Here is a 23,372-nt window from a genome sequence, read left to right on the forward strand (position 1 = left end):
AATGAACATACCGAATATTCTCACTCTATCGCGCATCGTGATGATTCCGGTGTTTGTTTTTATCTTTTACATGCCGGTGCAATGGAGCTACCTGGTCAGCGCAGCTATTTTTTCACTGGCCGCCGTAACGGATTGGCTAGATGGTTATCTGGCGCGCAAACTGAATCAAAGCACGCCCTTCGGCGCCTTTCTGGATCCGGTCGCTGATAAACTTATGGTAGCTGTGGCTCTGGCGGTGCTTATTGAAGAGCATGCGGCGTTAATTCTGACGTTACCTGCAATCATTATTATTAGCCGCGAGATTGTAATTTCTGCACTGCGGGAATGGATGGCAGAAATCGGCAGCCGCGCCAGCGTAGCGGTGTCTTACATTGGTAAAATTAAGACCGTTGCTCAGATGGCCGCGATTATCGGACTGCTGGCTTTCCCGCCTGGTGTGGTTCAATCCGACATTGCAATCGGGTTGCTGTATGTCGCCGCCGGGCTGACATTGTGGTCTATGGGGTTATATTTGAAGGCGGCCTGGCCGGACCTGTTTCCGCGCAAATAAGCGTTCAAGGCCATTCGTTTCCCCTTTTCAGTCGGCCGATAGCCCCTCACAGGCGCTCGCCCAAAGCGCAAGCTCTTTCATCAGGCGTTGGCCGGCGCCATCAAATGCAATAATGACATCGTCCAAACGATTACTCGCGGCGCTGGTTTTAATATCAAAGACCTGCGAGCACGCCGTTCTGCGACTGCGATTTTCCATGACTTCGCTGTATAGGCGGATGACCACATCGCTGTGGTTAGCGCCGGGTTGGCTTTGAAAAGCCAGCAATTCGGTGACCATGGTCAGATCGGCTTCGGCCGGGCTAACGTCAGTAATGACCCGCTCAAAACCCTGACTTCTGCGCAATGCCGCAGTCATCGCATCGCGCATGATAACGGGCGCTGTGTCGCGCCAACGCACGCCACCGTATATCCGAAATTCTGTAGCCTCGGGTTTTGCCAGAATACGAGTGCTGTTGATGGGCTCGGATGCAACAGGTGTATCTACACGAAGACTATAAGGCTGCTGGTCACCAGCGCGGCCGAGGGTTAAAGGCGCGGGCGCGAAATCCATTACCCGTGGCGTCTCGGGAACCGGAAAAATGGTGCAGCCGGTCATCACCAGTACGCATAAGGTAGCCGGTACAAAACTCATTGAGTAGCGAATCATTGTGGCAATTCCTTGATAGTGTCGACGCCCCAGAGTGTCCCTGCCGGGTTTTCATCCAGCCGGCGGGTAAAGCGATTCAGGTTACTAAGTGTGTTACGCAATTCCCGCAGTGCCGGTGCCAGCTCGCCCATGCCCTGCAGCCCTGCATCCAGTGCGCCGGCGTTGTCGGAGGTAAGGGTGTCCAGCCTGTGCATAACGGCGTCAAAATTACCCAGGGCGCGGTCCATCGAGCGCAGCGCCGAGCGACCCTCGTTACGCAACAGCGCATCGGCGGTGCCGGACACTTCGGCTATTTGGGCGGCGGCCTGACTGGCATTCGCGCTGGCCTGATTCAGATTTGTAAACAGCTCGTCCAGAGCGGCGCTCTTGCGCACCAGAGTTTCGCTGGCCTCACGGGTATTGCTCAGAATGGCAGACACCTGATCGATATTGTCAGTAGAAAATAACTGATTGGCGTTACGAAGCAGTTGGTCGGCTTTGTTCATTAGCATCTGGCTGTTGTCCAGCAGGCCGCTGAGCGCTGAGCGCTGGGCGTCAATAATCGGGGGGTTCTCACGGCTACCGATTAACAACGGGCTGTTCTGGCTGCCGCCGCTGAACTCGATGCTCATACTGCCGGTGATGTTCGCCAGCGCCAAGCTGGCCCGGGTGTCTTCATGCATCGGAATGGTTTCATCGACGCGTACCAGCACTCGCACTTCCCCAGGATTTTCCCGCACCAAACGCAAAGACACCACGTCGCCCACATCGACGCCGTTGTAAAGAACCGGATTGCCTTCAGAAAGGCCACCTACGGTGTAATCAAACGCCACTTCATACCAGGCCCATTCCCGCTCATTACTGGTTTTGCCAAGCCACAACGCGAACACCAGGGCGGCAGCCGCCGTAATAATCGTAAACATTCCAATCAGGAAGTGATGGGCCCTGGGTTCCATTATGATAACTCCTGCTGGGAATGGGGTGCTTGTGATGCCTGGTTGTTTTGAACCGCGTAGCTGGCGGCCCGCCCCCGTGGCCCAAGAAAATACTCCTGAATCCACGGATCGGGATTTTCGATAACTTTCTGCAAACGGTCGGCCACCAGAACTTTTTTCTGCGACAGTACCGCCACTCGGTCACAACTGGTGTAGAGCGTATCCAGGTCATGGGTCACCAGAAACACGGTTAAACCCAGTGCATCACGCAGGGTGACAATCAGTTGGTCGAAGGCGCCTGCGCCGATTGGGTCTAGCCCGGCGGTTGGCTCGTCCAGAAACAGAATTTCTGGATCCAGAGCCAAGGCTCTTGCCAGCGCAGCGCGCTTGATCATGCCGCCAGATAACTCCGACGGATATTGGGTAGCCGCTTTTACCGATAAACCGGTCAGTGCCAGTTTCATGCGTGCAAGATGCTCTGCTTCGGATCGCGGCAGTTTGCGATGCTCGATTAGCGGCAGGGCAATGTTTTCCTGAAGATTGAGCGAGGTAAACAGCGCGCCTTTTTGAAACAGCACGCCAAAGCGCTGTTCAGTGAGCGAGCGTTGGCGAGAGGACAGTGCGAGCAAATCCTTGCCAAATACTCGAATGTCGCCGCCTGACGGCTTGACTAAACCAACGATGCTGCGCATCAAAACCGACTTGCCGGTACCAGATCCGCCAACCACTCCCAGAATTTCACCGCGAAACAGGTCCAAATCAAGCTGTTGGTGAACAATGTGATTTCCAAAGCGGTTTTCCAGGTTTCGCACCTGGATAATCGGAGTTTGGGATCTGTTTTTTTCGTCCGTTGTTTGTGTCATTTACCAGCCCATCTCCATAAAAAACAGCGCCGCGATGGAGTCGAACAAAATAACCATAAAAATCGACTGTACTACGCTGGATGTGGTGTGTACGCCTACCGATTGGGCGCTGCCGCTGACTTTGAAACCTTCAAGACATGCCACAGCTGCAATTAGAAAAGCGAATATGGGTGCCTTGGATAAACCCACTAAAAAGTGCTTCAACGCGACATCCTGCGACACAATCGATATGAATTGTGTCGCAGGAATGTCCAGCGTCACTGCGCACACCAGGGCGCCACCCACCATGCCGGATATCATCCCCACAAATGTCAGTAGCGGGAGGCTCACCATCATTGCAAGCACCCGCGGCAACACCAGCAGTTCGATGGGGCTGAGGCCCAGCGTGCGCAGCGCGTCCACCTCCTCATTCACTTTCATGGCGCCAATCTGGGCGGTGAAGGAACTGGCTGTGCGGCCAGCCAACAGGATAGCCGCCAATAAAACGCCAAACTCCCGCAGGAACGAAAAAGCCACCAGGTTAACGGTGTAAATGGTGGCGCCAAAATCTGCCAGTACGGTGGCCCCGAGGAAAGCGACAACGGCACCCACCAGAAAGGTGAGCAGGGCCACAATGGGTACCGCATTCAGCCCGGTGTCTTGAATCGCAGCCACAAAAGCCGTCATGCGCCAGCGCCGTGGGTGCAGTGTTGTCCACGCCAGGGCCGCAATAATCTGGCCGATAAAGCCGATAAGGGTAACAACGACCTGGTACAACTGATCTACCCAAGCGCCGATATCGCGCACCATACCAAACAACGTAAAGCCGGGCGGGGCTGGCGGTGGCTGGTGATCGGCCATGGCGGCTGCGACCACACTCAAAAGCGCGGCGGTTTCGCGACTAACCGCTTGCGGGTTGTCCGCCAGCCATTGCTCCAGATTATGAGGCCCAATGAGTTCGGCCAGCAGTGACGCACCGGCGGTGTCTATACGCCCCAACGTTTGCAGGTTCAGTGTTTGATAGCGGTCAGAGTCTTGGCCAGCTGCGGTAACGGATGAGTAGAGGGCGTGGTAGTAGGGCAGGGTCCAGTCGCCGCAGGCGCTTATTTGGTCGCCGTCGATCAGCAGTTCGCCAGCGGCGCTCGGGCCAGGTTGTGAGTAATCCGACATGTCAGCACGGGTCACGTTGTTGCCAAACTCCCAGGATCATCATTAATTGATATCAGCTTAAAGACTCCAGACCTTATCCGCCAGTACCTGGCGGTCTTCCACATCGTGGCTGGCCAGTATCATCGCCACGCCGTCGCGTTTTTGGTCCAGCAGCAGGCCGTGCAAAATATGACGGGCGTCTGAATCTAGCCCGGTCAGTGGTTCGTCTAGCAGTAACAGAGGTTGGCCGCGCAGCAGAGCCCGTAGCAAGGCTACCCGCTGACGTTGGCCGCCGGACAGTTGTGCAGGGCGGCGCTTAACATGAAACCCAAAAACTCCCTTGCCAGCGCTTGATGTTGTGAACTGGGGGCCACGACTGCCAATAGCCCAGTGGCGCGAGCCAGTTCCATTGTGCCTATGACGAGCTAAGCCTCATAAAAACGATACCGGAAATCGACAAAACTATACCAACATGCAAATGCTCGTTTAAAAACTCAAAGCGGCATCGGAGATCGCATCAAACTCGGTGGTACACGAATGTTTCGCAAAAGTGTTTAACCAACGCATCCATTACGCAAACCCCACTAACCAAAGCACGGTACTATTGCGAATTTAATGGCTTGTAGCTGTACTTGAGTGGTTGTTCAATATAAAATTGAGCAATTACTCAAAATGTTTCCTTGTGCCCTATATCGGCCTCAAAAATCTGGAATTAACCATGGCTCGCGCGATGATTCACAACCGGCAAGATTCTCTAGAACGGGCTCTTCAGCTGTTCTGGCAAAAGGGCTTTCATGCCACCTCGTTGAAGGATCTGGAGAAAGCGCTCGACATGCGGCCGGGTAGTATCTACGCCACCTTCGGCAGCAAGGATGGGCTTTTTCAGGAGTCTCTTGAGCGCTATGCTCGCTTGGGACTGGCCGAGTTTGAGCGCACTTTGAGCGCTTACCCATCACCACTGGCTGGGTTGGCTGCCTATTTGCGCGGGTTAGGTGGCCTTCGCGATCGGGAATTGCCAAGTCGAGCGTGTATGCTGGTCAAGAGCCTGTTGGAGCTGGGCGAACGAGAGCACGCCGCCTGGCGTAAGGCAGAAGATCTGCTGGCAAGTATGGAAGAACGCTTTATTGACCGTTTCGATGCGGCACAGCAGATCGGTGAACTGGATAGCCGGCTTGATCCTGTTCGCCTCGGCCGGCGGTTGCAGGCCGAGGTCATGGGGCTGCGCGCTTTTGCTCAGCGCGACGTCGACAGTGCGACCGTTCATGCTCTTGCTGAAGATATGGCACTGTCCCTGGAAGCACTGCGTAAGGACGATGTTATAGGTAAACGATAATATTTTTCGCATACTTGCCTGTTCTTGTTGCCTTATGGCAGGGAACAGGCTGTCTGCAAAATAGACTCTTCAGTCAGCTGTTGAAGATGCCACTTTGTCCTGGGTTTTCAAATCAAAATCCGAGGCATCATGCCGCTCGTGCAGTTGCTCTGAAGGCTCACCCCAAGTCCGGTTCACTTTGCGGCCACGTTTGACAGCGGGGCGTTCAAAGATCTCTTGTGCCCAGCGGCGCAGGTTCTTGTAGCTTTCGACCTGCAGGAATTCACCCGCACCGTAGGCTTCTCCCAGCACCAGGTTGCCATACCATGGCCAAGTGGCTATGTCGGCAATGGAATACTCGTCTCCGCCGAGAAAACGATGCTCGGCTAGCTCTCGGTCAAGCACGTCCAGTTGGCGTTTCACTTCCATCGTGAAGCGATTGATTGGGTATTCTAACTTCTCGGGTGCATAAGCGTAAAAGTGCCCGAATCCGCCGCCCAGATAGGGCGCTGAACCTTGCAGCCAGAACAGCCAGTTCAGTACTTCGGTGCGTGCAGCCGTGTCCTTTGGAAGAAAGTGCCCGAACGTCTCAGCCAGGTAGAAAAGGATCGCACCGCTTTCAAAAACTCGGCTGCCGCTCTCCGTATCAAACAGAGCCGGGATTTTCGAGTTTGGATTTACGTCAACAAAGCCGGATGAAAACTGGTCGCCTTCGCCAATCTGGATCAGGTGAGCATCGTATTCGGCACCGGTTTCACCGATGGCCAACAGCTCTTCGGCCATAATGGTGACTTTCTGGCCGTTGGGTGTTCCCATCGAATAGATCTGCAAAGGGTGCTTTCCACGCGGCAGCGTCGCCTCATGTGTAGCGCCGGCTATGGGGCGATTAATGCTGGCCCATGTTCCGCCGCTTTCGGCGTCCCAGGTCCAAACCTGTGGTGGTTCATATTGATGGCTGTTCGACATGATCCTGGCCCTCTTTCAAAAATAGATAATGCGTTCAATACAGCAGCGACAAGTCAGAGCGGCTAATGAGAACCGCCTCCGACTTGCTCGGCATGTTAGTCAGCCTTGTGCCACTCAAACTTCTGGAAGGGCTTGTCTATCGGCGTGTCGGCAAGGTGATTTGTGTAGTTGCTCATCACCTTCTGTGCGGTGCCAAGAACGACCTCAAGAATCTGGCGCTTGGTGAAACCAGCCTCCAGAAATGCTGCCACGGCGCTGTCATCCACGTTGCCGCGGCCGCGCACAACGGCGAGGGTGAAGTCGCGCAGGGTTTCCAGCCGGTCTGTCGGTAACGGTGTTTCGTTTCGCAGAGCTTCAGTGATGGAGTCATCAACGTTCATGCTTTTGGCGATGCCGGTGTGAGCGGGCACGCAGTAATGGCAAGCATGCTCGACGTTGATGGTTTGCCACACAACGGTGGTTTCTTCGTCGTTGAAGCTGCTATCAAGAAAGAGCTGATGAAGCCGTTGATAGCCTTCAAGCAGTCCCGGCGCTTCGGACATAACAGCGTGGAGGCCTGGAACCATACCGAAAGCTTTAATAGAGTTGTCGAGCAAACTCTGGCTTTCTTGTGGGGCGCTTTCTTTGTTGTGAAGAGTAAAGTTTGTCATGGAATGACTCCTTGCCGTAAAGATAAAAGTGATGTGACTTACATCGAGTTAGAGGTTACCGCTTAAATTGAGTGATCGATCAAATTTAGGCGTTAACTTTTCGGAGTAGGTTCAACAGGAATAACTGTAACTGAACTTGAGTGATCGTTCAATATTAATTTGAGCGATTACTCAAAATTAATTCAATGAGGCGGCCCGGCCCATCATCGATATTGTTGAAGGAAGAATCGTATAGAGTGAGTGCAGAGTATTGGAGCCGCTCAGCACTCATTTTGAAAAGCCGATAATGCAGTGGATAAAGCGAAACTTTGGAGTGGAATACTCGCCAGTCTTTTTCCGTGAGTTGTGTAATTGCCGAAGGTTTCTGTGCGCGGTGATGGGAGGAATTATTTTATAGTGACGCTGGCCCACTGACAGATCACTAACGAGGGCTTCCGGGTCGAGGCCGGGTGCCAGTTCGCTTAGGTAGCTGAGAATCTCGCCGGAGCTTGCAGTCGAGGTTTCAAACAGACGGCGGAAAGTCCAAAAGGGTGCCTTCGGATACGCCAGCAAGAGGTTGTCCAGTACCGAGAGTGCCGGAATAAGGTTGAAAGGGTGCCAATATCATGCTTCGCACCGCCGGCTACACCGCACCTATCCGTCACTCTTGGAAAATTACCAATCAGGCCAATGTTTTTTGCAACCTAATGGTCACCGCCAACGTCTGTCTGGCGGGCACCGATGGTACCTTCAATTCTATGGGCGAAGGCATGATAGTGAACTTTGATGGCGTTCCCATGGTGGAGGGCAACGGGTTGGCTGATGAGATCATCACCGCCGAAGTCCGTCCCGACCTGGTGGACGAGGCCCGAATTCACTGGGGGGTAGAAAACAATATTTACCAGCTTGGGCACCGCGGGTACGTGGCGGTGAAGGGTGGGGCAACTGACTGTCCCTATACTTTCATGCACGATTTGGTCAATCAACGATATGTTTTGCCCTGGGACAAGAATGTTGTGGTGACAGACGGCCGTGACTTCGGGTTTCCGGCGCCAGAGCGAAGCTACCAGCCTGAAGATTGATATTCGACGGATTTAAACCAGGCAAAGTAGCGATAGTGCATTCCACGAGTTCAAACAGAGTGCCGTACTGAGGTACTTCTGCTTGATACATCGCCAACATAGCCTTTGAGAAACGGGCAGGGGTCCTGCCCCTTATCGCTTCCCAATACTTACCGGTAAATAACTGAACCCGCCGGTCGGGAAAGCTGCACGTTCAGGCGTCTCATGGAGTGCGAATTCCAGGGTATCGATACCGCGAAGAAATTCCTCCATCAGAATTTTGAGTTCCATCCTGGCCAGAGGCGCGCCAGGGCAAACATGAATGCCTGCACCATAGAGCAGATTTTGGTCGCGGTTTTTCTCGGGACAAAAAACATCCGGATCGCCAAATACGCCTTCGTCACGATTGGCGGATGCCCACAGAACGGTGACTTTTTCGCCGGAGAGAATCTTTCTGGTACCCATTTTTATTCCCCGTGTTGTTATCCGGCGATTGGATATTAAAGGTGCGTCGATACGCAGTATTTCATCGATCGCATCCTGTACCTTGTTGATATCGTTGGTCAGGCTTTCTTTTAAGTCAGGATGTTCAGCCAAATAATTCAGCAGAATCGATACGCTTGAGCTGATGGTGCCGAGTTCACCAACCGTCCAGTTTCGCATCAAGCTGGTGAGCTCTTCATCGGTTAAGGGCCGACCGTTAACGGTTTCTTCCATCAGTAACGTGGTGACGTCCCTTGGGGCGTTCGCTCCGGCTTGCCGCCGGGTTTTCAGTAGGTCATGAATATAGCCGTCAAATTCTTGGGCAACATCAGCCATGGCCTTGCGGTCTCGGGCGAGCGTGGCCTGATGGTTCTTCAAGACCCACTCACGAAGTGGTTCATGGAGGGAGTCGGGCCATCCCATAAAAGCGCACTGTATTTGTAACGCAAAGGCTCTGCTGAACCGTTCGACAATATCAAACGCTTCACCACTAGGCAGGCTGTTTACAAGATTACGAGCTATGTTCCGACAGATGGGCTCAAACTCGCTCATCGCCTGTTCTGAAAAATAGGGTTCGATCACCTGGCGATAATGGGTGTGCTCGGGCGGGTCCATGCCATTCGGCACAGAAAGATGGCTGGACGACGCACTGCTAAACGTTTGGTGATCTTCCAGCGCCCGCATAACATCGCTATGCCTGAATAATGTCCAGTGCTGATAGTCACTCCACGCGACCGGGCACTGAGTACGCATGGTGTCGTAGGCGCGTATCTGGTCTTTTAAAACCCCACCTGCACGGGGGTTCCAGTCTGGTTCGCGGGGCTTGTTGACCATTGCAAATCCTCGAAAGAAAATCGTTTTTTCAGACTAACAGATGGCCAAATTGTCTTCTTAAAGATAAATCAATTAGCGCTCAAAGTTTCATACTGCCTCTCCAGCGGTCCAGGCTTGATCTGGAACAAGTAGTGCCATAGCTCAACCACCTCGGTGGCGTTATCGTGCGATGAGTGTTTGTTGCCTCTCTAGAACGTGTTAATACGCCACTTTTGAGGCTGCAATTATTTGTACACGTGTCTGTATTTATCCACTAAAATTTATCTAACATAAATCAAATAGGACGGTTTATGACGCCTACCATTGCCATTCTGCTGATCATTACCTTCGTGCTCTCAACGGTTGGTTTGCTGTTGCTGATCTGGTCTATCGCCAACAATCAGTTCAGCCATGGCCAGGAGGCCGCACGTAGCATTTTCTCGCCGGGCGAGGAAGGCCACAGTGAGGACCCTGCGCGCCCCGCCGACCCGTTGTTCACCGGCGAAAACACAGCTCAGGCCGCCGCGATCAAAGCACGCTGGATTGCCGATCAATCTTCCCGAACGGCCGTGCTGACGTGGCTGAGTTCGTCCATTTTCTGGTTGGTGTTAGGCTCGTTTTTCGGCCTGGTGTCGTCCATCAAAATGCATCTCCCCGAATTTCTGGCGGCCAGTGAGTTTTTAACCTTCGGCCGGATACGCCCTGCGCACCTAAACGCAGTTACATACGGTTGGGCGTCTATGGCCGGCATTGGGGTAGCGTTATTCCTGATTCCCAGGTTGTTCAAAACGTCGTTGGCAGGTGGAAAGTACGCCGTTTTTGGTGCTGTTATCTGGAACATTGGTCTGATTCTTGGCTTGACGGCCATCATCATCGGCCTTTCCGATGGCAAGGAGTGGCTGGAGTTTCCATGGCAGATCGACATTCTATTTGTGGTTGGGGGTGCTCTGTGCGCTATACCCTTGCTGTTAACCGCTGCCAACCGCCAGGTCGAACACCTGTACGTGAGCAGCTGGTATCTGATGGCGGCGCTGGTGTGGTTTCCGATTCTGTTTCTGATCGCCAACTTGCCTTTTACTTTTCCCGGCGCATCCGGCGCCACGGTCAACTGGTGGTTCGCCCATAACGTTCTCGGGCTTTGGGTAACGCCCATCGGCATCGGCATAGCCTATTACATGATTCCAAAAATTCTCGGCAAGCCGATTATCTCTTATCAGTTATCTTTGATTGGTTTCTGGTCTTTGGCGTTGTTCTACAGCCAGGTGGGTATTCACCACATAATTGGCGGCCCCATACCGACCTGGCTGGTGACTCTGTCAATCGTCCACAGCGTGATGATGTCGATACCGGTTATTACCGTCGCCATCAACCACCACGGGACGATGATGGGCAACTTTGGGCGTCTTAAAGATTCGCCGACACTTCGATTTGTGTGGATTGGCGCTCTCATGTACACGGTGGCGTCGCTTCAGGGATCTATGGAAGCACTGCGCAGCGTTAACGTAATCACTCACTTTACCCACTACACCATTGCCCACGCGCACCTGGGTATGTATGCCTTTCTGAGCTTCATTCTGTTTGGTGCGATTTATTTCATCATGCCCCGCCTGACCAACTGGGAGTGGCCATGGCGCAGGCTGATCAGTCTGCATTTCTGGCTGGTGAGCGTTGGCATCGTAATTTATGTGGTGTCGCTGACCATTGCCGGCTGGAAGCAGGGTGTGGCTTTGCTCGATGCGGCAATGCCGTTCATGGACATTGTTCGAATGACAATGCCGGCACTTCAGGCCCGCACGGTAGGTGGCGCTCTGATGACGCTTGGGCACCTGGTGTTTGCGTTCCATTTCGTTGCGATGCTGACGCGTCGTGGAATTGGCAATCAGCAACCAACTCTCTTTCGTCCTGCTATTAAGGAGATCACGCAATGAAAGGTGCTCTTGCAATTATGGTCGGTGCGGCCCTTATTTTATTGTTGGCCATGCTTACGCTGGTGGTTATGCCGTATCTGCAAATGTCGGCAGAACAGATTCCGCCTGATCTCAAGCCTTATACCGAAACGCAGCAGCGCGGTCGGCAGTTGTACATTGCGAACGGCTGTATTTACTGCCATAGCCAGCAACCGCGGGATCCGGGTTTTGCTCCCGGAGACAGAGATCGGGGCTGGGGGCGCCCTTCCGTACCCGGGGACTACGCTTACGATCAGCCCCACCTGCTTGGCACCATGCGCACCGGACCTGATCTGTTCAATGTCGGCGCACGGCTGCCCAGCATAGACTGGCAACTGCTGCACCTTTACAACCCGAGGGCGGTCTATAAAGACAGCATAATGCCGGCGTATCCCTTCTTGTTTCGTCATGTAGACGAGGCTGAGGCGGGTGACAAAGTCGTTTACCTACAGGCGTCTTTTGGCCCTGAGTCCGGACAGATTGTTGCTACCGACGATGCGCTGGCACTCGCCGAGTATCTGCTTGCCCTTGACCATACTTATCCGGCACCTACGTTGCCGAAAATCGATAACTCCAGGGAGTAACGAGCGCTATGAACCAGCATGATCATCGCGCCCAAAACCGGGAAGCAGCCGAACCGGAAGAGGGCACTCGCGCCGCTCCAAAAATTGTATTCGTCTGGATTGCCATTCTGATTGTCTGGGGCGTTGGCTACTACGCCTGGCAGATTGGCAAGCCATTGATGGGTGGTGACAGCCGCACACCCGTTATAGCTGACCATCAAGAAGTGAGGCCGGCAGATGGTTCAAGCGCTGATAGCGTTATTGAATCTAATGATGTTGCAAACGCTGGCAGCGCTGAAGTCCGGGTAAACCCGACTGCGCCGAACACGGATAAATCAGATACTTCGAATGCGGGTTCGTCAGGTACGTCGGATCAAGCAATTTCAAACACTGCTAACTCAGAAGGTTCGGTCTCTAACAGCAGCGTCGCAAGCGCAAAACCGAACGGCGCTGCTATTTTCAGCGCCCAGTGCAGCGCCTGTCATCAGGCAACTGGACTGGGTATACCGGGCGCCTTTCCACCCTTGGCTGGAAGCGAGTGGATTTTGGCCGACGCGGCCGTCCCTGTCGCTATCGTCCACGATGGTCTGCAGGGGAAAATTGAAGTTGCAGGCAATCAGTTTCAGGGTGTTATGCCCAAGTTTGGCGGCCAACTTTCCGATGCGGAATTGGCGGCTGTATTGAGTTATGCGCGCAGCCAATGGGGCAATAACGCGAGCGCGATCAGCCCGGGCGCGGTCACCGAACATAGAGATCGTTTCGGTGACCGTAAGGAATGGTCAGCAGAAGAGCTAACGAAGGTTTTCGGGAAACTCTGAGATGCCCGCCAATAACGCAAACACAGCACAGGAACCTCTGCACCGGGACCAAGAGCACCAAAAACCCGAGCACCAGGAAATCCTGATGATTGAAGGGATGCGCTGCGGCAGTTGTGCTATCGCCGTCGAAGCCCTGTTAAAAAAGCAACCGGGCGTTAGTGATGCGGCGGTTAATTTTGCAGCCGACGTCGCCATGATTTGCTGGGTCAAGGAAAAGCCTCCGCTTGCCAACCTTCAGCAAGCCGTCGCCCGTTTGGGCTATCGATTGCACGGTTCGGTTGACCCCGAGCGAAGCAAATTCCAGGCAGAGTCCGTGCGCAAGCACCTGCAAAGGCGACTGGCGGTGGCGGTTGTCTTTGGCATGTGGAGCATGATGCCAGCTTTGTTGATTTATCTGGCACCGTTCGGAGCGGCAGAGCCGGAGGTTTTGTGGCCGCTTGCTCTGGCCAGCGGTCTGTTCGCGGTGCCCGTTGTACTTTACTCCGGATCCCACTTCTATCGCGTAGGCTGGCGCACGCTGATTGCTGGCGCACCGGGTCTCGACAGTTTGATTTTTCTGGCGGTTTTTTCGGCCTGTATCATCTCCACCTGGCAGCTTTTTTCCGGCAGCCACCATGTGTACTTCGATGCGGCCGTTATGCTGATCACTTTCCAGCTGATCGCAAGACTGCTGGATACCAGCGTGCGCCGGCGCGCCTCGGAGATTATTCGCCGTTACCTTCAGGACGTGCCCGAGCAGGTCACCCTGAGAAACTCTGACGACAGCTGCGAAATTCGCCATGCCAAGGACGTCGAGGTCGGCGAACACATTATTCTCCAGGCCGGCGAGCAGCTTGCATTGGATGGCGATGTTATTCACGGGCATGGTCAAGCCGACCTGTCCATGTTGACAGGCGAGCACCTGCCACAACCGATCGGGCCGGGGGGCGAGCTGCTTGCGGGATGCCAGTTGGTTGAGGGGGAACTCGAACTGACAGTAACTGCCATTATTGGCCAGCGCCGCATCGACCGCTTGTCGCGATCGATTAGTGCTCTGCTCAGCCGTAAAACAACCCTGCAGCGGCTGACTGACCGTATTGCCCGAATCCTGCTGCCGGTTATTGTAATAGCGGCCGCGTTGGCCGTGGGTTTGGCTCTTTTTCAAGGCGTTTCTGCACCGGAAGCTGCAGCCCGTGGCCTGGCCGTTATGATTATTAGTTGCCCTTGTGCCCTTAGCCTCGCCATTCCGCTGGTAATCACCATGGGCCAGGCGAACATGGTAAGCCGCGGCATTATATTGCGCGATCCCGCTGCACTGGAGGCTGCCGCAGGGGTTGGCGCTATTGTCTTCGACAAGACAGGCACCCTGACTACGGGCGAGCCCAGCGTGGACAACATCACGCCGGCGGGCCAATGGACCGAAGGCACACTGCGGCAGCTAGCACGGGACATTCTCCGGGAGTCGACGCACCCTGTCGCCCGGGGGTTGTTGGCGGATGCGGGATCTTCGTTTGCAAGAGCCGCCGAAGGCACACGAGAGAGTTTTGCAGGCGCAGGCACGCTCTGGGTCAATGGCGGGGATACCGCTCTGGCCGGACAAGCGAGCTGGCTCCGCAAACACGGTGTCGAGGTACCCATAACCGAGGATACCGGAATGAGCGTTCACTTAGCTTGCAACGGCCTTTACGCGGGTAAAATCGGTTTTCAGGAGACACTCAGGCCGGAGTCTGAGGCGACTATCCGCCAGCTGAATCGCGAGGGCTATACCCTTTACCTGCTCAGCGGCGATACGCGCAACGCATGCCTTGATTTGGCCGAACGCCTTGGAATTTCGCCCGCCCATGTTCTTTCCGGCTATTCCCCCGAGCAGAAGCACCGTTTTATCGAGACTCTCGAGAAGCAAACTAATGTGGTATTCGTAGGTGACGGCCTCAACGATGGCCTCGCTCTGGCGGGCGCCAGGCTTGGCATTGCCGTCGGTAATGCCGCGTCTGCCACCGGTGCAGCAGCGGCCGTTTACCTGACCGAGAGCATCGCCAAAGTGCCTGCCACTCTGCAGTTCGCGCGACGAGCTCGAAAGCTTATGCACCAGAACCTGTTCTGGGCAGTAGGTTACAACGCTGTAGTGATCCCACTAGCCGTTATCGGCTGGGTTCAGCCCGTCATTGCGGCCATTGCCATGTCACTCAGCAGCGTATGTGTTTTGGCTAACAGCTTGCGTATGCAGAAGGCGGTGTCTGGTGATGATCCGAATAGCCCTTTAACGCCCGGATGTTCAGCGCTGAGATAGGCCGGCACTGACTCTTGGCTTTTAAAGCGTTCGCATCGAGTCGCGAGAGAAAATGCTTCAACACTCGGTTGAATTCTACAGTCTTTTCAATGTTTGGAAGATGGGCCGCGTCATTGATGACGCAGAGCGTCGAGCCCGTGATGTGGTCGTGTATGAGTTGCGCCTCACTGGTGGTTTGCTGCTAGAAGATAACTGGAAGGAGTTTTCTGTACAAGCGTAAGCTCATGTTCAGACGAGTCTTTCCCAATATGCCGGTTACGTCAACTAAACACGGTAGGGCTGCTGACATCCAGCGATTCCAAGACATCTCTCAGATTTCCAAAACGCGCTAGGTTTATAATTAAATGTCTTCGTGAAAAGGCTAATCGGGACGGGTGCATAGGTTAGTGAGAAATGAAATTTAGGCACTGAACAAGGCGGATTATTTTTTCAGTATATTGTCAGGGCACTCGACAGTTAATTTGATCTGTCTGGCGAGATGAAAAATAACGAAAAAATGGAGGCGCGGGTCGGAATCGAACCGGCGTTAACGGAGTTGCAGTCCGCTGCATGACCACTCTGCCACCGCGCCTGATAAAGCCTCTTGGCTTTGTGCTCTCAAGTGGGGTGAGAGACTTTTGAAGCATTTTCTCTGATTTATCCAGAAAAATTGGAGCGGGAAACGAGATTCGAACTCGCGACCTCAACCTTGGCAAGGTTGCGCTCTACCAACTGAGCTATTCCCGCAAATGTTGTCGTAAGTTGTTGCCCGACAACGGAAGCGAATTATACGGATCTTTCCTCGAGCGTCAACAACCTGATGAAAAAATATCGGTAGATGCTGTAGGGGACAAGGATTTTCTAGTTAGCCTTAGAAAATACTAGCGTGGGTAACCGCTAATCCGGCGAATGGTTTTTTATAGGCTTTGCAGTTGCGGATAGATTTTCAGATATACCTCGCTCTACAGCTGTTGGCAAAGCACCGTGACTAGCCGCATCTGGTGGGTTCGTTGTTATCGAGTTTCAGGGTTGTGCGGACTGTTGCATCCGCTGGTTCAAATCGCGCCAACGAGACAGTTTGTCGGCCTCGCCTATACGTTTGTTTTGGCCTGCTTTGTTGGACCAAAGGCCGCTACCGTTGAAGCTGTAAACGGGCTCAAGATCCGATCGTTGTGAGGCAAGTTTAATGTCGTTTATCAGGTTGTCCAGAATCAGTGGGTCGGCATCCGGGCGTGGATACCAGGCCAGAACCATGTGCGCTTGATTTAGCTCCAGAGCTTTGACATACACAATTCGTAGCTGCTCGTCGGGCACACCCATTGAAAGCAGAGTCTGGTATTTGGCAATGGAAAAATCCTCGCAGTCACCGGCGTTGGTGGTCAGAAGTTCCACCGGCGTGGCCCAATAATCTTCTTCGCCCCAGTGTTCAATGTCGCTGACAAAGCGCGCCTGGTTGAAAAACGAATTTACCAGGCGTAACTTTCGGTCTATCGGGGCTCTACTGGCCAGCAGTTGCAGGCGCTGATAATTCTGCAGGCGCTGGTAGGCTTCTTCACCAAACTCGGTGCGCACATAGCTCATCAATTTATCGGTGAGCTCTAACGCGTTCCCAACCGAGCCCAGTGTGGCCGTCAGTAAAATTGCACACAACCAAGAGCGGCCATCAAGAAGCCGGCGCAGCGCCAATATTGTGGCTGCGGGTAACGAAGCGCGGTTTTGGGGCGCTAGAATCAATCTTATCAACCTCCATTGCGCAAACTGCGGCGTAACTGCTCAAGCCTTTCGCGTATTTCGGCTCGTCGTTTTTCGTCCGTAGGTGTAGTGGGAGCGCTTGTAGATTGTGAAAGTGTGGGCTGCGTAAGTGCCGGTGGAGTGTAAGCGGACTCTAGGATTTGCGTTTCATCGGCAACGGCGCTGAAACCACTGCGGTTGTCAATTTCTGGAAAATACAAATTTTCCAGCTTACCTGAGCGCTCAATGATGATCCGTGCAGGGTGGACCGAGCGTAATGTTGCGTTGCCAGGCAGGGTGTCGCCCACTAGGTAGGCGTCGGTGTTATTGCGATCGTCTTCAATCAGCGCACTGCCAGAAAAGTCGCCGTCGGCAGCCAAAACGCCCCGTAGGATCAGTTGTAGATTGGTTTCGGGCAGATTCTCTGTGCTTTGTTGAACGCTCGTATCATCGGACTGTGCATTGCCAAACAGCTGAAGATTGGACAACGAAATCTGTGGAATTTGCTTTTGCGTCGGGGCTGAGCCCGTGCTGACGGCTGCGATAACGCCGCCCCCGACCAACTCCTGTTGCCACACGCCCCAAGCTTGCCAGGCCGTAGATGCTAGCAATAATACTGCCAGCGCAAGGGAGGCCGCCGTTATAAGATGTTTCGAATCCAGGCGCATGTGTTGTTCCGGCTAAGACAGGTTTGGCAGATAACACCAACAGGTTACCAGAGAGCCACCGATTAATGGCAGTATAGAACATCGGGTGATTCAGCCGGCTTGCCCGCTATGGTAGACTTTAGCCTTGTTTTATCGGCACGCCGACCAGCAGCGAGAAACGTCGTGAGTTCAGAAATCCAACAACTGCCGCACAACAATAATAGCGCTTCCAGCAGGCTGCCGTTTTCGTTTGCGAAACGCAACGGCGTGATTGTGACCCGTGCAGGTAACGGCGAAACGATTATTCTGGTGCGCCCCGGCTCTTCCCACATGGCGCTGGCCGAAGCCAACCGTCTGTGCGGAGGGCGCGCCCGTTTTGCCACCGTTGAGGCGGACCAGTTCGATCAAGCCCTGAACGACGCTTACCAAAAAGACTCTACCGCTGCCATGCAAATGGTCGAAGGTATTGGTGACGATATGGATTTGGCGTCGTTAGCGGATTCGGTGCCAGAGACCGAAGATCTGCTGGAGCAGGAAGGCGATGCGCCCATTATACGCCTGATCAACGCAATACTGACCGAAGCAGTAAAAACGGGCGCCTCAGATATTCACATTGAAACCTATGAAAAACATTTGATAGTGCGCTTCCGTGTAGACGGCGTGCTGCGCGAAATTGTGCAGCCCAAGCGTGCATTAGCGCCTTTATTGGTGTCGCGCATCAAGGTTATGGCCAAACTCGACATTGCCGAAAAGCGTGTTCCCCAGGATGGCCGCATTGCGCTGCGGGTTGCGGGTAGGGAAGTGGATATCCGCGTGTCGACCATGCCCTCGGCGGCCGGTGAAAGGGTGGTGCTGCGATTGCTCGACAAGCAAGCTGGCGCTATACGCCTGGAATCTCTGGGTATGGGCGGCGACGACCTGAAAAAACTGCGCAAGCTAATCTATCGCCCCTACGGCATTTTGCTGGTAACAGGCCCAACCGGCTCCGGTAAATCCACAACGTTGTACGCGGCGTTGCAGGAAATAAATGACCGCAGCCGCAATATTCTAACGGTGGAAGATCCCATCGAGTACAACCTGCCCGGTATTGGCCAGACCCAAGTCAATACTAAAGTGGACATGACCTTTGCCCGTGGCCTGCGCGCAATTCTGCGGCAAGATCCTGACGTGGTGATGATCGGTGAAGTGCGGGACCTTGAAACGGCGGAAATTGCGGTTCAGGCGAGTTTGACTGGCCACCTGGTGTTCTCCACTTTGCACACCAACTCTGCGGTGGGTGCGATTACGCGAATGATGGACATGGGCATCGAACCTTTTCTAATTTCATCAAGTATTGTGGGCATTGTGGCCCAGCGCTTGGTGAGAGTGCTTTGCTCCGAGTGCCGTGAAGCCTATAAACCGACACCCGAGCAATGCGATTTTTTACAGCAGGATTCAGACAATCCGCCGACTATATTCCGGGCCAAAGGTTGCGCGCAGTGTAACGATTTAGGCTATCGAGGTCGTGTCGGTATTTACGAAACCGTAGGAATTACTGAGCGCATCAGTGCGCTAATCCACCAGCGCGCTGGTGAGCGGGATTTGGAAAAGGAAGCCCGCTTGCACAGCCCGAGCATCCACGCAGACGGTGTAGCCAAGATTTTGGCGGGCATCACCAGCGTGGAAGAAGTGCTGCGCGTTACCCACCGGAACCAATAAATCATGCCGGCTTTTGAATACAAGGCGCTGGACGCTCGCGGAAAACAGACGCAAGGCGTACTTGAAGCCGATGCACCACGGGCGGTACGGCAGCAGCTGCGAGAAAAAGGGTTGACGCCACTGGCGGTAGAGCCTGCTGTGGAAAAACCGGGGCGAGGCCCCTCATTGAGTGGCCGAGGCTCCCTAAGTGCAGCAGATCTGGCCTTGGTTACGCGGCAAATGGCGACTTTGATCCAGTCCGGAATTCCCATAGAACAGACCCTGAGTGTCACCTCAAAACAGTCGGATAATCCACGTATTCGCAGTATGTTAATCGCCATTCGCGCCAAGGTGATGGAGGGTTATAGCTTCGCCGATAGCCTGGGAGAGTTCCCGCGGGCTTTTCCGCGGCTGTTCTGCTCAACCGTGGCTGCTGGCGAACACGCCGGCCACCTTGACCTGGTACTGAACCGGCTCGCGGACTACACCGAAAGTCGCCAGGAAGCCCGTCAGAAAATTCAGTTGGCAGCTATTTACCCGATTATTCTGAGCGTAGTCGCCATCTCCATTGTGGTGTTTTTGCTCACCTATGTAGTGCCAGACATCATTGCTGTGTTTGTGCGCCAAGGGCAGCAGTTGCCATTGCTGACGCGGGTCATGCTCGCCATGTCGGATTTTTTGCTGAGCTACGGTATCTATCTGCTAATGGCTCTGGGCGCTGGGCTGGTGGCGTTTCGCTTTGCTATGGGCAAACCGGCGTTTCGCTTGCGCGTGCACAAGCGTCTTCTGCACCTGCCGCTACTGGCAGGCATGGTGCGGGGCGTTAACACGGCCCGCTATGCAAGTACCCTGAGTATACTGACCACCAGTGGTGTGCCGCTGGTAGACGCCATGCGCATCGCTGGCGAAGTGCTCGGCAACGACTATTTGCGCCAGCAACTGAAAGACGCTGCGCGCAAAGTCAGTGAGGGCGGGGCACTGCACCGGGCCCTGGACCAGAGCGGCTATTTTCCGCCGATGATGCTTCATATGATTGCCAGCGGTGAAACCAGTGGCGAGCTAGACAGCATGCTGGAACGCACGGCTAGAATGCAGGAAAACACCCTGCAGGCAAAAATGGCCGCCATTGTCGGCCTGTTTGAGCCATTGATGCTGTTGCTGATGGGTGGAGTGGTGCTAATTATCGTGATGGCCATTATGCTGCCGATTCTGAATATGAGTAACCTAGTGGGCTAAATTATCAATGCTCTTGAAGCGCAATCCAAACAGACCCATAACCAAGGACACGAATATTATTATGAAGCGTTCGAACTCTACCGATATTCGCCACAACCGAGGCTTCACCCTTATTGAAATTATGGTGGTGATGGTCATTCTTGGTTTATTGGTCGCCATTGTGGCGCCCAACATCATGGGCCGTAGTGACCAAGCCAAGGTCACAGTAGCGCAGACCCAGCTTAGCAATATTGGTAATGCCCTGGATTTGTATCGCCTTGATAACAGCCGTTACCCGTCAACCCAGCAAGGGCTTGAAGCCTTGGTTACAAAGCCCGCGGGCAGTCCGGAGCCGAAAAACTGGAACGCCGACGGCTACCTGAAAAACGTTCCAGAAGACCCTTGGGGCACGCCTTACCAATATGTTAGCCCGGGCACGGAAGGCGATTATGACCTTTACTCGTTGGGTTCAGACGGCCAAGAAGGCGGTGAAGGCGACGCTGCGGATCTCAGTATATGGAACACCAAAGGCTGATACACCGTGCCACGTAACTCTGTCCAGAACGGCTTCACTCTGATAGAAATATTGGTGGTGTTGGTTATCATTGGCCTAATGGCGGCCCTGGCGGTGTTCACTATGGGCGGCAGTTCCCAGCAGCGTGAGCTGGAAGTCGAGGTTCAGAGTCTGTACTTATTAATGCAGGTGGTGTCCGAGCAAGCCGTGTTGAACAATCTGGAAGCGGGTTTGGTGATAGATACTGACACCTATCAGTTTGTGGTGTTCGATGATGAAAACCAGGCTTGGGAAATCAGTCCGGAACGGCTGTTTCAGGCCCACGACCTGCCACCTTGGTTGTCATTGGATGCAACCGTGGCGTCTGAAGCTCCACGCTTAACGAATGACAACAAAGAGTTACAGCCGAGTATTGTATTTTTTTCTAGCGGGGAAAGCACCGCTTTCGACATCGAGCTGATGGTGAAGGGCCAGGCATCTCCCCCCCATCGTTTGTATTCTGACGGTATTGCACTCATACATTGGCAAAAGCCCGGCGCTGAGCCGGAGGGTCTATGAGGCGGTCACGGGGCTTCACTTTGATTGAAGTGCTTGTGGCCCTTCTAATTTTTGGTTTGATTGCAACCGCGGCGGCGGAAGTGGGCAGCCAGTATATCGCCAGTTACGAGCGTGTTCGCGACAAAACTCTAGCGGCGTGGTTGGCGGAAAATCGAATCAACGAAATACGGCTGGAAACCCGTTTACCAACTACCAGTGAAGTCGCCGACGACAGAGAGTTCGGGCCTTATCGCTGGCAGGTGATCACTCGTGTAACAGCCACCGCAGACGCCAGCATACGACGCGTTGAAGTGAGTGTTGGCCGTTACCGTAACGAGTCTTCGGACCCTGATACTGTTCACAGTCTGGCGGCTTTTGTGGGTGAAAAATGATGGCCGGCCAGCGCGGCTTCACGTTAATGGAAATGCTGATAGCCGTTACCATTACCGCAGTGATTGGGCTGGGCGTTTGGCAGGTTTTAAACGGCGTGATCAACGCCCGTGACCGGGTAGACGAAGTTGCCGATGAGTTCGCAGCGCTTCAGCGCACCATGCTGTTGTTTGAACGAGATGTGAACCAGGCTATCAATCGCCCGGCGAGGGATATTTTTGGTGACGTTCAGCCCGCAATGACCAGTCTTAGCGAACCTTTCAACCTGCTATTTACCCGTCAGGGCTGGCGTAACCCTCTAGGTCAGCGCCGCAGCGAACTGCAGCGCGTGGCATGGGAATACGATGGCAATGCACTGGTGCGTAGTTACTGGCCAGCGGTGGACCAAGGCCAGGAAGACAATCGTAGGCAAGCGCAGGTGCTGGACGGGTTAAAAACGTTCAAACTGCGTTTTCTGGACAAAGACCTGCAGTGGCAGGACAACTGGCCGGTGCAGGATCCGTCTACCGGCGCTAAATCGCTCGCGCTGCCTGCGGGTCTGGAGTTGACCATAGAGCACGACCGTTTTGGCACGCTGGAGCGCCTCTTCGTACTGACAGATTTCGATGCAGGCAAGGCTCAAGCCGACCTGAGTCGTCCCGTTGAAGGTGGTTCCACTGACAGCGCTGCTGATAATGATGAAGAGTCGGCTCTAACAGGTGTCCAATGATGCGCCACAGTAACGCTTCCTCGAAGTGCGGGACACAGCAGGGTGTGGCATTAATCATGGTGCTGCTAGCGATGGCACTGGTGGTTATACTGGCAACCGGGATGACACGCCAACAAAGCCTTCGAGTGTTCAAAGCAGGGCATTATTTGGCCCAGCAGCAAGGGCTGAGTGTGGCTTTGGGTGCAGAAGCGTTCGCCCGCCAGATACTGATCAAAGACCACGACGAAGACAAAGAAGCCGGAACGCCAATCGACAGTCTGGACGAATTCTGGGCGGCCAACTCCGTTGTACTGCCTTTAGATGACGGTGGCGTAGCCGAGATACAGCTGGATGATTTGGGAGGCAGGCTAAATCTGAACGATCTGATTGGTGCGGATAACGAGCCAGACCCTGTCAGCCGGAAACGCTTGGACCGATTACTGCAGAACCTTCAGATAACCGGACTGAAAGCCGATGTGTTCATTGATTGGGAGGATGCCAATGACCAGACCATCAGTGCTTTTGGCGCCGAAGACGGTCAATATCTGCTGGCGCAGCCCGGTTACCGGGCGGGCAATCAGAAATTTGCCAGCGTAACCGAGTTACGCCTGCTGGAAGGCATGACCGAAGAAGCTTATCAGACGCTTCGGCCCTTCGTAGCGGCGCTGCCGGTCAGCGGCCTGGGTATCAATGTAAACACCGCCAGCGCGGAAGTGTTACGAACCCTGCATGCGGATTTGAGTGCAGCCCAAGTGAATGCGGTAATTGACCTGCGAAAAGAACAACGCTTCGAGAACATCAAAGATTTTCTGGCGTTGCCGCAATTTTCCGGTCTAGGCTTGAGACCAGAGGGCCTGACGTTGCAGACCCAATTTTTTGAGGTTGTTGCAAGAATTACCTACGATAAGCGAGTTGTACACATGGTTAGCACTGTTTACCGCGACCCGGAGGGTAAGGTGTCTACGTTGCACCGGGACACAGGGCAAAAAAACCGAATTACCAAAGCGCCGTTTACCATTTTGGAAGGATAA

23 protein-coding genes, 2 tRNA genes and 1 pseudogene are annotated in these 23,372 nt (G+C 54.0%); 14 read left to right on the forward strand and 12 right to left on the reverse strand.

Going from position 1 to position 23,372, the window contains the following annotated elements; translation table 11 throughout:
• The first annotated feature begins 1 nt into the window (after position 1).
• Entirely contained in the window at positions 2-550 is a 549-nt protein-coding gene (gene pgsA, locus MIH19_RS09945) for a CDP-diacylglycerol--glycerol-3-phosphate 3-phosphatidyltransferase (RefSeq protein ID WP_249008706.1), read from the forward strand.
• Positions 551-577: 27 nt separating this feature from the next.
• Here pgsA and MIH19_RS09950 read toward each other — a convergent pair whose 3' ends face one another.
• The 5 genes from MIH19_RS09950 to MIH19_RS22440 are packed head-to-tail and all read right to left on the reverse strand — an operon-like array spanning position 578 to position 4,487.
• Entirely contained in the window at positions 578-1,198 is a 621-nt protein-coding gene (locus tag MIH19_RS09950; RefSeq protein ID WP_249008707.1) for an ABC-type transport auxiliary lipoprotein family protein, read from the reverse strand.
• Positions 1,195-2,133: an MlaD family protein gene (locus MIH19_RS09955; RefSeq protein ID WP_249008708.1), complete on the reverse strand. Its 939-nt coding sequence runs from the start codon at positions 2,131-2,133 to the stop codon at positions 1,195-1,197. The genes MIH19_RS09950 and MIH19_RS09955 overlap by 4 nt, the downstream gene beginning before the upstream one ends.
• Positions 2,133-2,975: an ATP-binding cassette domain-containing protein gene (locus MIH19_RS09960; protein WP_249008709.1), complete on the reverse strand. Its 843-nt coding sequence runs from the start codon at positions 2,973-2,975 to the stop codon at positions 2,133-2,135. The genes MIH19_RS09955 and MIH19_RS09960 overlap by 1 nt, the downstream gene beginning before the upstream one ends.
• Complete coding sequence (locus tag MIH19_RS09965) at positions 2,976-4,124, reverse strand: ABC transporter permease (RefSeq protein WP_249008979.1); 1,149 nt, start codon at positions 4,122-4,124, stop codon at positions 2,976-2,978. It abuts the gene before it with no gap.
• Between the two features lie 57 nt (positions 4,125-4,181).
• Complete coding sequence (locus MIH19_RS22440) at positions 4,182-4,487, reverse strand: ATP-binding cassette domain-containing protein (RefSeq protein WP_349292906.1); 306 nt, start codon at positions 4,485-4,487, stop codon at positions 4,182-4,184.
• 334 nt (positions 4,488-4,821) lie between these two features.
• Here MIH19_RS22440 and MIH19_RS09975 point away from each other — a divergent pair, with 334 nt between their 5' ends.
• Positions 4,822-5,436, forward strand: coding sequence for a TetR/AcrR family transcriptional regulator (locus MIH19_RS09975; protein WP_249008710.1), 615 nt, complete (start codon positions 4,822-4,824; stop codon positions 5,434-5,436).
• 69 nt (positions 5,437-5,505) lie between these two features.
• Here the strand turns inward: MIH19_RS09975 and yghU are convergent, their stop codons facing one another.
• Complete coding sequence (gene yghU, locus MIH19_RS09980) at positions 5,506-6,381, reverse strand: glutathione-dependent disulfide-bond oxidoreductase (protein ID WP_249008711.1); 876 nt, start codon at positions 6,379-6,381, stop codon at positions 5,506-5,508.
• Positions 6,382-6,476: 95 nt separating this feature from the next.
• Entirely contained in the window at positions 6,477-7,031 is a 555-nt protein-coding gene (locus tag MIH19_RS09985; protein WP_249008712.1) for a carboxymuconolactone decarboxylase family protein, read from the reverse strand.
• A gap of 590 nt (positions 7,032-7,621) precedes the next feature.
• On the opposite strand from MIH19_RS09985, the pseudogene amiF reads away from it, so the two are divergent.
• Positions 7,622-8,092 (forward strand): annotated as a pseudogene (gene amiF / locus MIH19_RS09990) (formamidase); the annotation flags it as partial.
• 132 nt (positions 8,093-8,224) lie between these two features.
• On the opposite strand, the gene MIH19_RS09995 reads toward amiF, so the two are convergent.
• Positions 8,225-9,388 (reverse strand): cytochrome P450, encoded by a 1,164-nt coding sequence (locus MIH19_RS09995; RefSeq protein ID WP_249008713.1) that lies wholly within the window; start codon positions 9,386-9,388, stop codon positions 8,225-8,227.
• Positions 9,389-9,678: 290 nt separating this feature from the next.
• On the opposite strand from MIH19_RS09995, the gene MIH19_RS10000 reads away from it, so the two are divergent.
• The 4 genes from MIH19_RS10000 to MIH19_RS10015 are packed head-to-tail and all read left to right on the forward strand — an operon-like array spanning position 9,679 to position 14,963.
• Positions 9,679-11,295, forward strand: coding sequence for a cbb3-type cytochrome c oxidase subunit I (locus tag MIH19_RS10000; protein ID WP_249008714.1), 1,617 nt, complete (start codon positions 9,679-9,681; stop codon positions 11,293-11,295).
• Positions 11,292-11,897: a cbb3-type cytochrome c oxidase subunit II gene (locus MIH19_RS10005; protein WP_249008715.1), complete on the forward strand. Its 606-nt coding sequence runs from the start codon at positions 11,292-11,294 to the stop codon at positions 11,895-11,897. Before MIH19_RS10000 ends, MIH19_RS10005 begins: the two co-directional genes overlap by 4 nt.
• 8 nt (positions 11,898-11,905) lie before the next feature.
• On the forward strand, positions 11,906-12,694 hold the full coding sequence (locus tag MIH19_RS10010; protein ID WP_249008716.1) for a cytochrome c: 789 nt from the start codon (positions 11,906-11,908) through the stop codon (positions 12,692-12,694).
• Position 12,695: 1 nt separating this feature from the next.
• Positions 12,696-14,963: a cation-translocating P-type ATPase gene (locus MIH19_RS10015; protein ID WP_249008717.1), complete on the forward strand. Its 2,268-nt coding sequence runs from the start codon at positions 12,696-12,698 to the stop codon at positions 14,961-14,963.
• Positions 14,964-15,460: 497 nt separating this feature from the next.
• Here the strand turns inward: MIH19_RS10015 and MIH19_RS10020 are convergent.
• From MIH19_RS10020 to MIH19_RS10035, 4 genes are all read right to left on the reverse strand, one after another.
• A tRNA-Cys gene (locus MIH19_RS10020) sits at positions 15,461-15,534 on the reverse strand.
• Between the two features lie 79 nt (positions 15,535-15,613).
• A tRNA-Gly gene (locus MIH19_RS10025) sits at positions 15,614-15,689 on the reverse strand.
• Positions 15,690-15,965: 276 nt separating this feature from the next.
• The gene (locus MIH19_RS10030) at positions 15,966-16,676 is read right to left on the reverse strand and encodes a transglutaminase-like cysteine peptidase (RefSeq protein WP_249008718.1); all 711 of its coding nucleotides are present in this window, start codon (positions 16,674-16,676) and stop codon (positions 15,966-15,968) included.
• A gap of 5 nt (positions 16,677-16,681) precedes the next feature.
• Complete coding sequence (locus MIH19_RS10035; RefSeq protein ID WP_249008719.1) at positions 16,682-17,341, reverse strand: type II secretion system protein N; 660 nt, start codon at positions 17,339-17,341, stop codon at positions 16,682-16,684.
• A 162-nt stretch (positions 17,342-17,503) separates the two neighbouring features.
• Between MIH19_RS10035 and gspE the strand changes: the two genes are divergently transcribed.
• The 7 genes from gspE (at position 17,504) to gspK (ending at position 23,372) form a co-directional block, all read left to right on the forward strand.
• Positions 17,504-19,018, forward strand: coding sequence for a type II secretion system ATPase GspE (gspE, locus tag MIH19_RS10040; protein WP_249008720.1), 1,515 nt, complete (start codon positions 17,504-17,506; stop codon positions 19,016-19,018).
• A gap of 3 nt (positions 19,019-19,021) precedes the next feature.
• Complete coding sequence (gene gspF / locus MIH19_RS10045) at positions 19,022-20,233, forward strand: type II secretion system inner membrane protein GspF (protein WP_249008721.1); 1,212 nt, start codon at positions 19,022-19,024, stop codon at positions 20,231-20,233.
• A 61-nt stretch (positions 20,234-20,294) separates the two neighbouring features.
• On the forward strand, positions 20,295-20,747 hold the full coding sequence (gspG, locus tag MIH19_RS10050; protein ID WP_249008722.1) for a type II secretion system major pseudopilin GspG: 453 nt from the start codon (positions 20,295-20,297) through the stop codon (positions 20,745-20,747).
• 6 nt (positions 20,748-20,753) lie between these two features.
• Complete coding sequence (gene gspH, locus MIH19_RS10055; protein WP_249008723.1) at positions 20,754-21,284, forward strand: type II secretion system minor pseudopilin GspH; 531 nt, start codon at positions 20,754-20,756, stop codon at positions 21,282-21,284.
• Positions 21,281-21,655, forward strand: a complete 375-nt coding sequence (gspI, locus tag MIH19_RS10060) for a type II secretion system minor pseudopilin GspI (RefSeq protein ID WP_249008724.1) — start codon at positions 21,281-21,283, stop codon at positions 21,653-21,655. Before gspH ends, gspI begins: the two co-directional genes overlap by 4 nt.
• Entirely contained in the window at positions 21,652-22,362 is a 711-nt protein-coding gene (gene gspJ / locus MIH19_RS10065; RefSeq protein WP_249008725.1) for a type II secretion system minor pseudopilin GspJ, read from the forward strand. The genes gspI and gspJ overlap by 4 nt, the downstream gene beginning before the upstream one ends.
• Positions 22,359-23,372: a type II secretion system minor pseudopilin GspK gene (gspK, locus tag MIH19_RS10070; protein ID WP_249008726.1), complete on the forward strand. Its 1,014-nt coding sequence runs from the start codon at positions 22,359-22,361 to the stop codon at positions 23,370-23,372. The genes gspJ and gspK overlap by 4 nt, the downstream gene beginning before the upstream one ends.

The organism is Marinobacter sp. M1C (assembly GCF_023314135.1).
GTDB lineage: Bacteria > Pseudomonadota > Gammaproteobacteria > Pseudomonadales > Oleiphilaceae > Marinobacter.

Bases quoted from the DNA above. Each gene is read 5' to 3' on its own strand.
- gspI (WP_249008724.1), top strand. From the start codon at position 21,281: ATGAGGCGGTCACGGGGCTTCACTTTGATTGAAGTGCTTGTGGCCCTT.
- yghU (WP_249008711.1), bottom strand. From the start codon at position 6,381: ATGTCGAACAGCCATCAATATGAACCACCACAGGTTTGGACCTGGGAC.
- gspJ (WP_249008725.1), top strand. From the start codon at position 21,652: ATGATGGCCGGCCAGCGCGGCTTCACGTTAATGGAAATGCTGATAGCC.
- MIH19_RS10010 (WP_249008716.1), top strand. From the start codon at position 11,906: ATGAACCAGCATGATCATCGCGCCCAAAACCGGGAAGCAGCCGAACCG.
- MIH19_RS09975 (WP_249008710.1), top strand. From the start codon at position 4,822: ATGGCTCGCGCGATGATTCACAACCGGCAAGATTCTCTAGAACGGGCT.
- MIH19_RS10015 (WP_249008717.1), top strand. From the start codon at position 12,696: ATGCCCGCCAATAACGCAAACACAGCACAGGAACCTCTGCACCGGGAC.
- MIH19_RS09985 (WP_249008712.1), bottom strand. From the start codon at position 7,031: ATGACAAACTTTACTCTTCACAACAAAGAAAGCGCCCCACAAGAAAGC.
- MIH19_RS09995 (WP_249008713.1), bottom strand. From the start codon at position 9,388: ATGGTCAACAAGCCCCGCGAACCAGACTGGAACCCCCGTGCAGGTGGG.
- MIH19_RS09960 (WP_249008709.1), bottom strand. From the start codon at position 2,975: ATGACACAAACAACGGACGAAAAAAACAGATCCCAAACTCCGATTATC.
- MIH19_RS09965 (WP_249008979.1), bottom strand. From the start codon at position 4,124: ATGTCGGATTACTCACAACCTGGCCCGAGCGCCGCTGGCGAACTGCTG.
- pgsA (WP_249008706.1), top strand. From the start codon at position 2: ATGAACATACCGAATATTCTCACTCTATCGCGCATCGTGATGATTCCG.
- MIH19_RS10035 (WP_249008719.1), bottom strand. From the start codon at position 17,341: ATGCGCCTGGATTCGAAACATCTTATAACGGCGGCCTCCCTTGCGCTG.
- MIH19_RS10000 (WP_249008714.1), top strand. From the start codon at position 9,679: ATGACGCCTACCATTGCCATTCTGCTGATCATTACCTTCGTGCTCTCA.
- gspF (WP_249008721.1), top strand. From the start codon at position 19,022: ATGCCGGCTTTTGAATACAAGGCGCTGGACGCTCGCGGAAAACAGACG.
- MIH19_RS09950 (WP_249008707.1), bottom strand. From the start codon at position 1,198: ATGATTCGCTACTCAATGAGTTTTGTACCGGCTACCTTATGCGTACTG.
- MIH19_RS10005 (WP_249008715.1), top strand. From the start codon at position 11,292: ATGAAAGGTGCTCTTGCAATTATGGTCGGTGCGGCCCTTATTTTATTG.
- gspG (WP_249008722.1), top strand. From the start codon at position 20,295: ATGAAGCGTTCGAACTCTACCGATATTCGCCACAACCGAGGCTTCACC.
- gspK (WP_249008726.1), top strand. From the start codon at position 22,359: ATGATGCGCCACAGTAACGCTTCCTCGAAGTGCGGGACACAGCAGGGT.
- MIH19_RS09955 (WP_249008708.1), bottom strand. From the start codon at position 2,133: ATGGAACCCAGGGCCCATCACTTCCTGATTGGAATGTTTACGATTATT.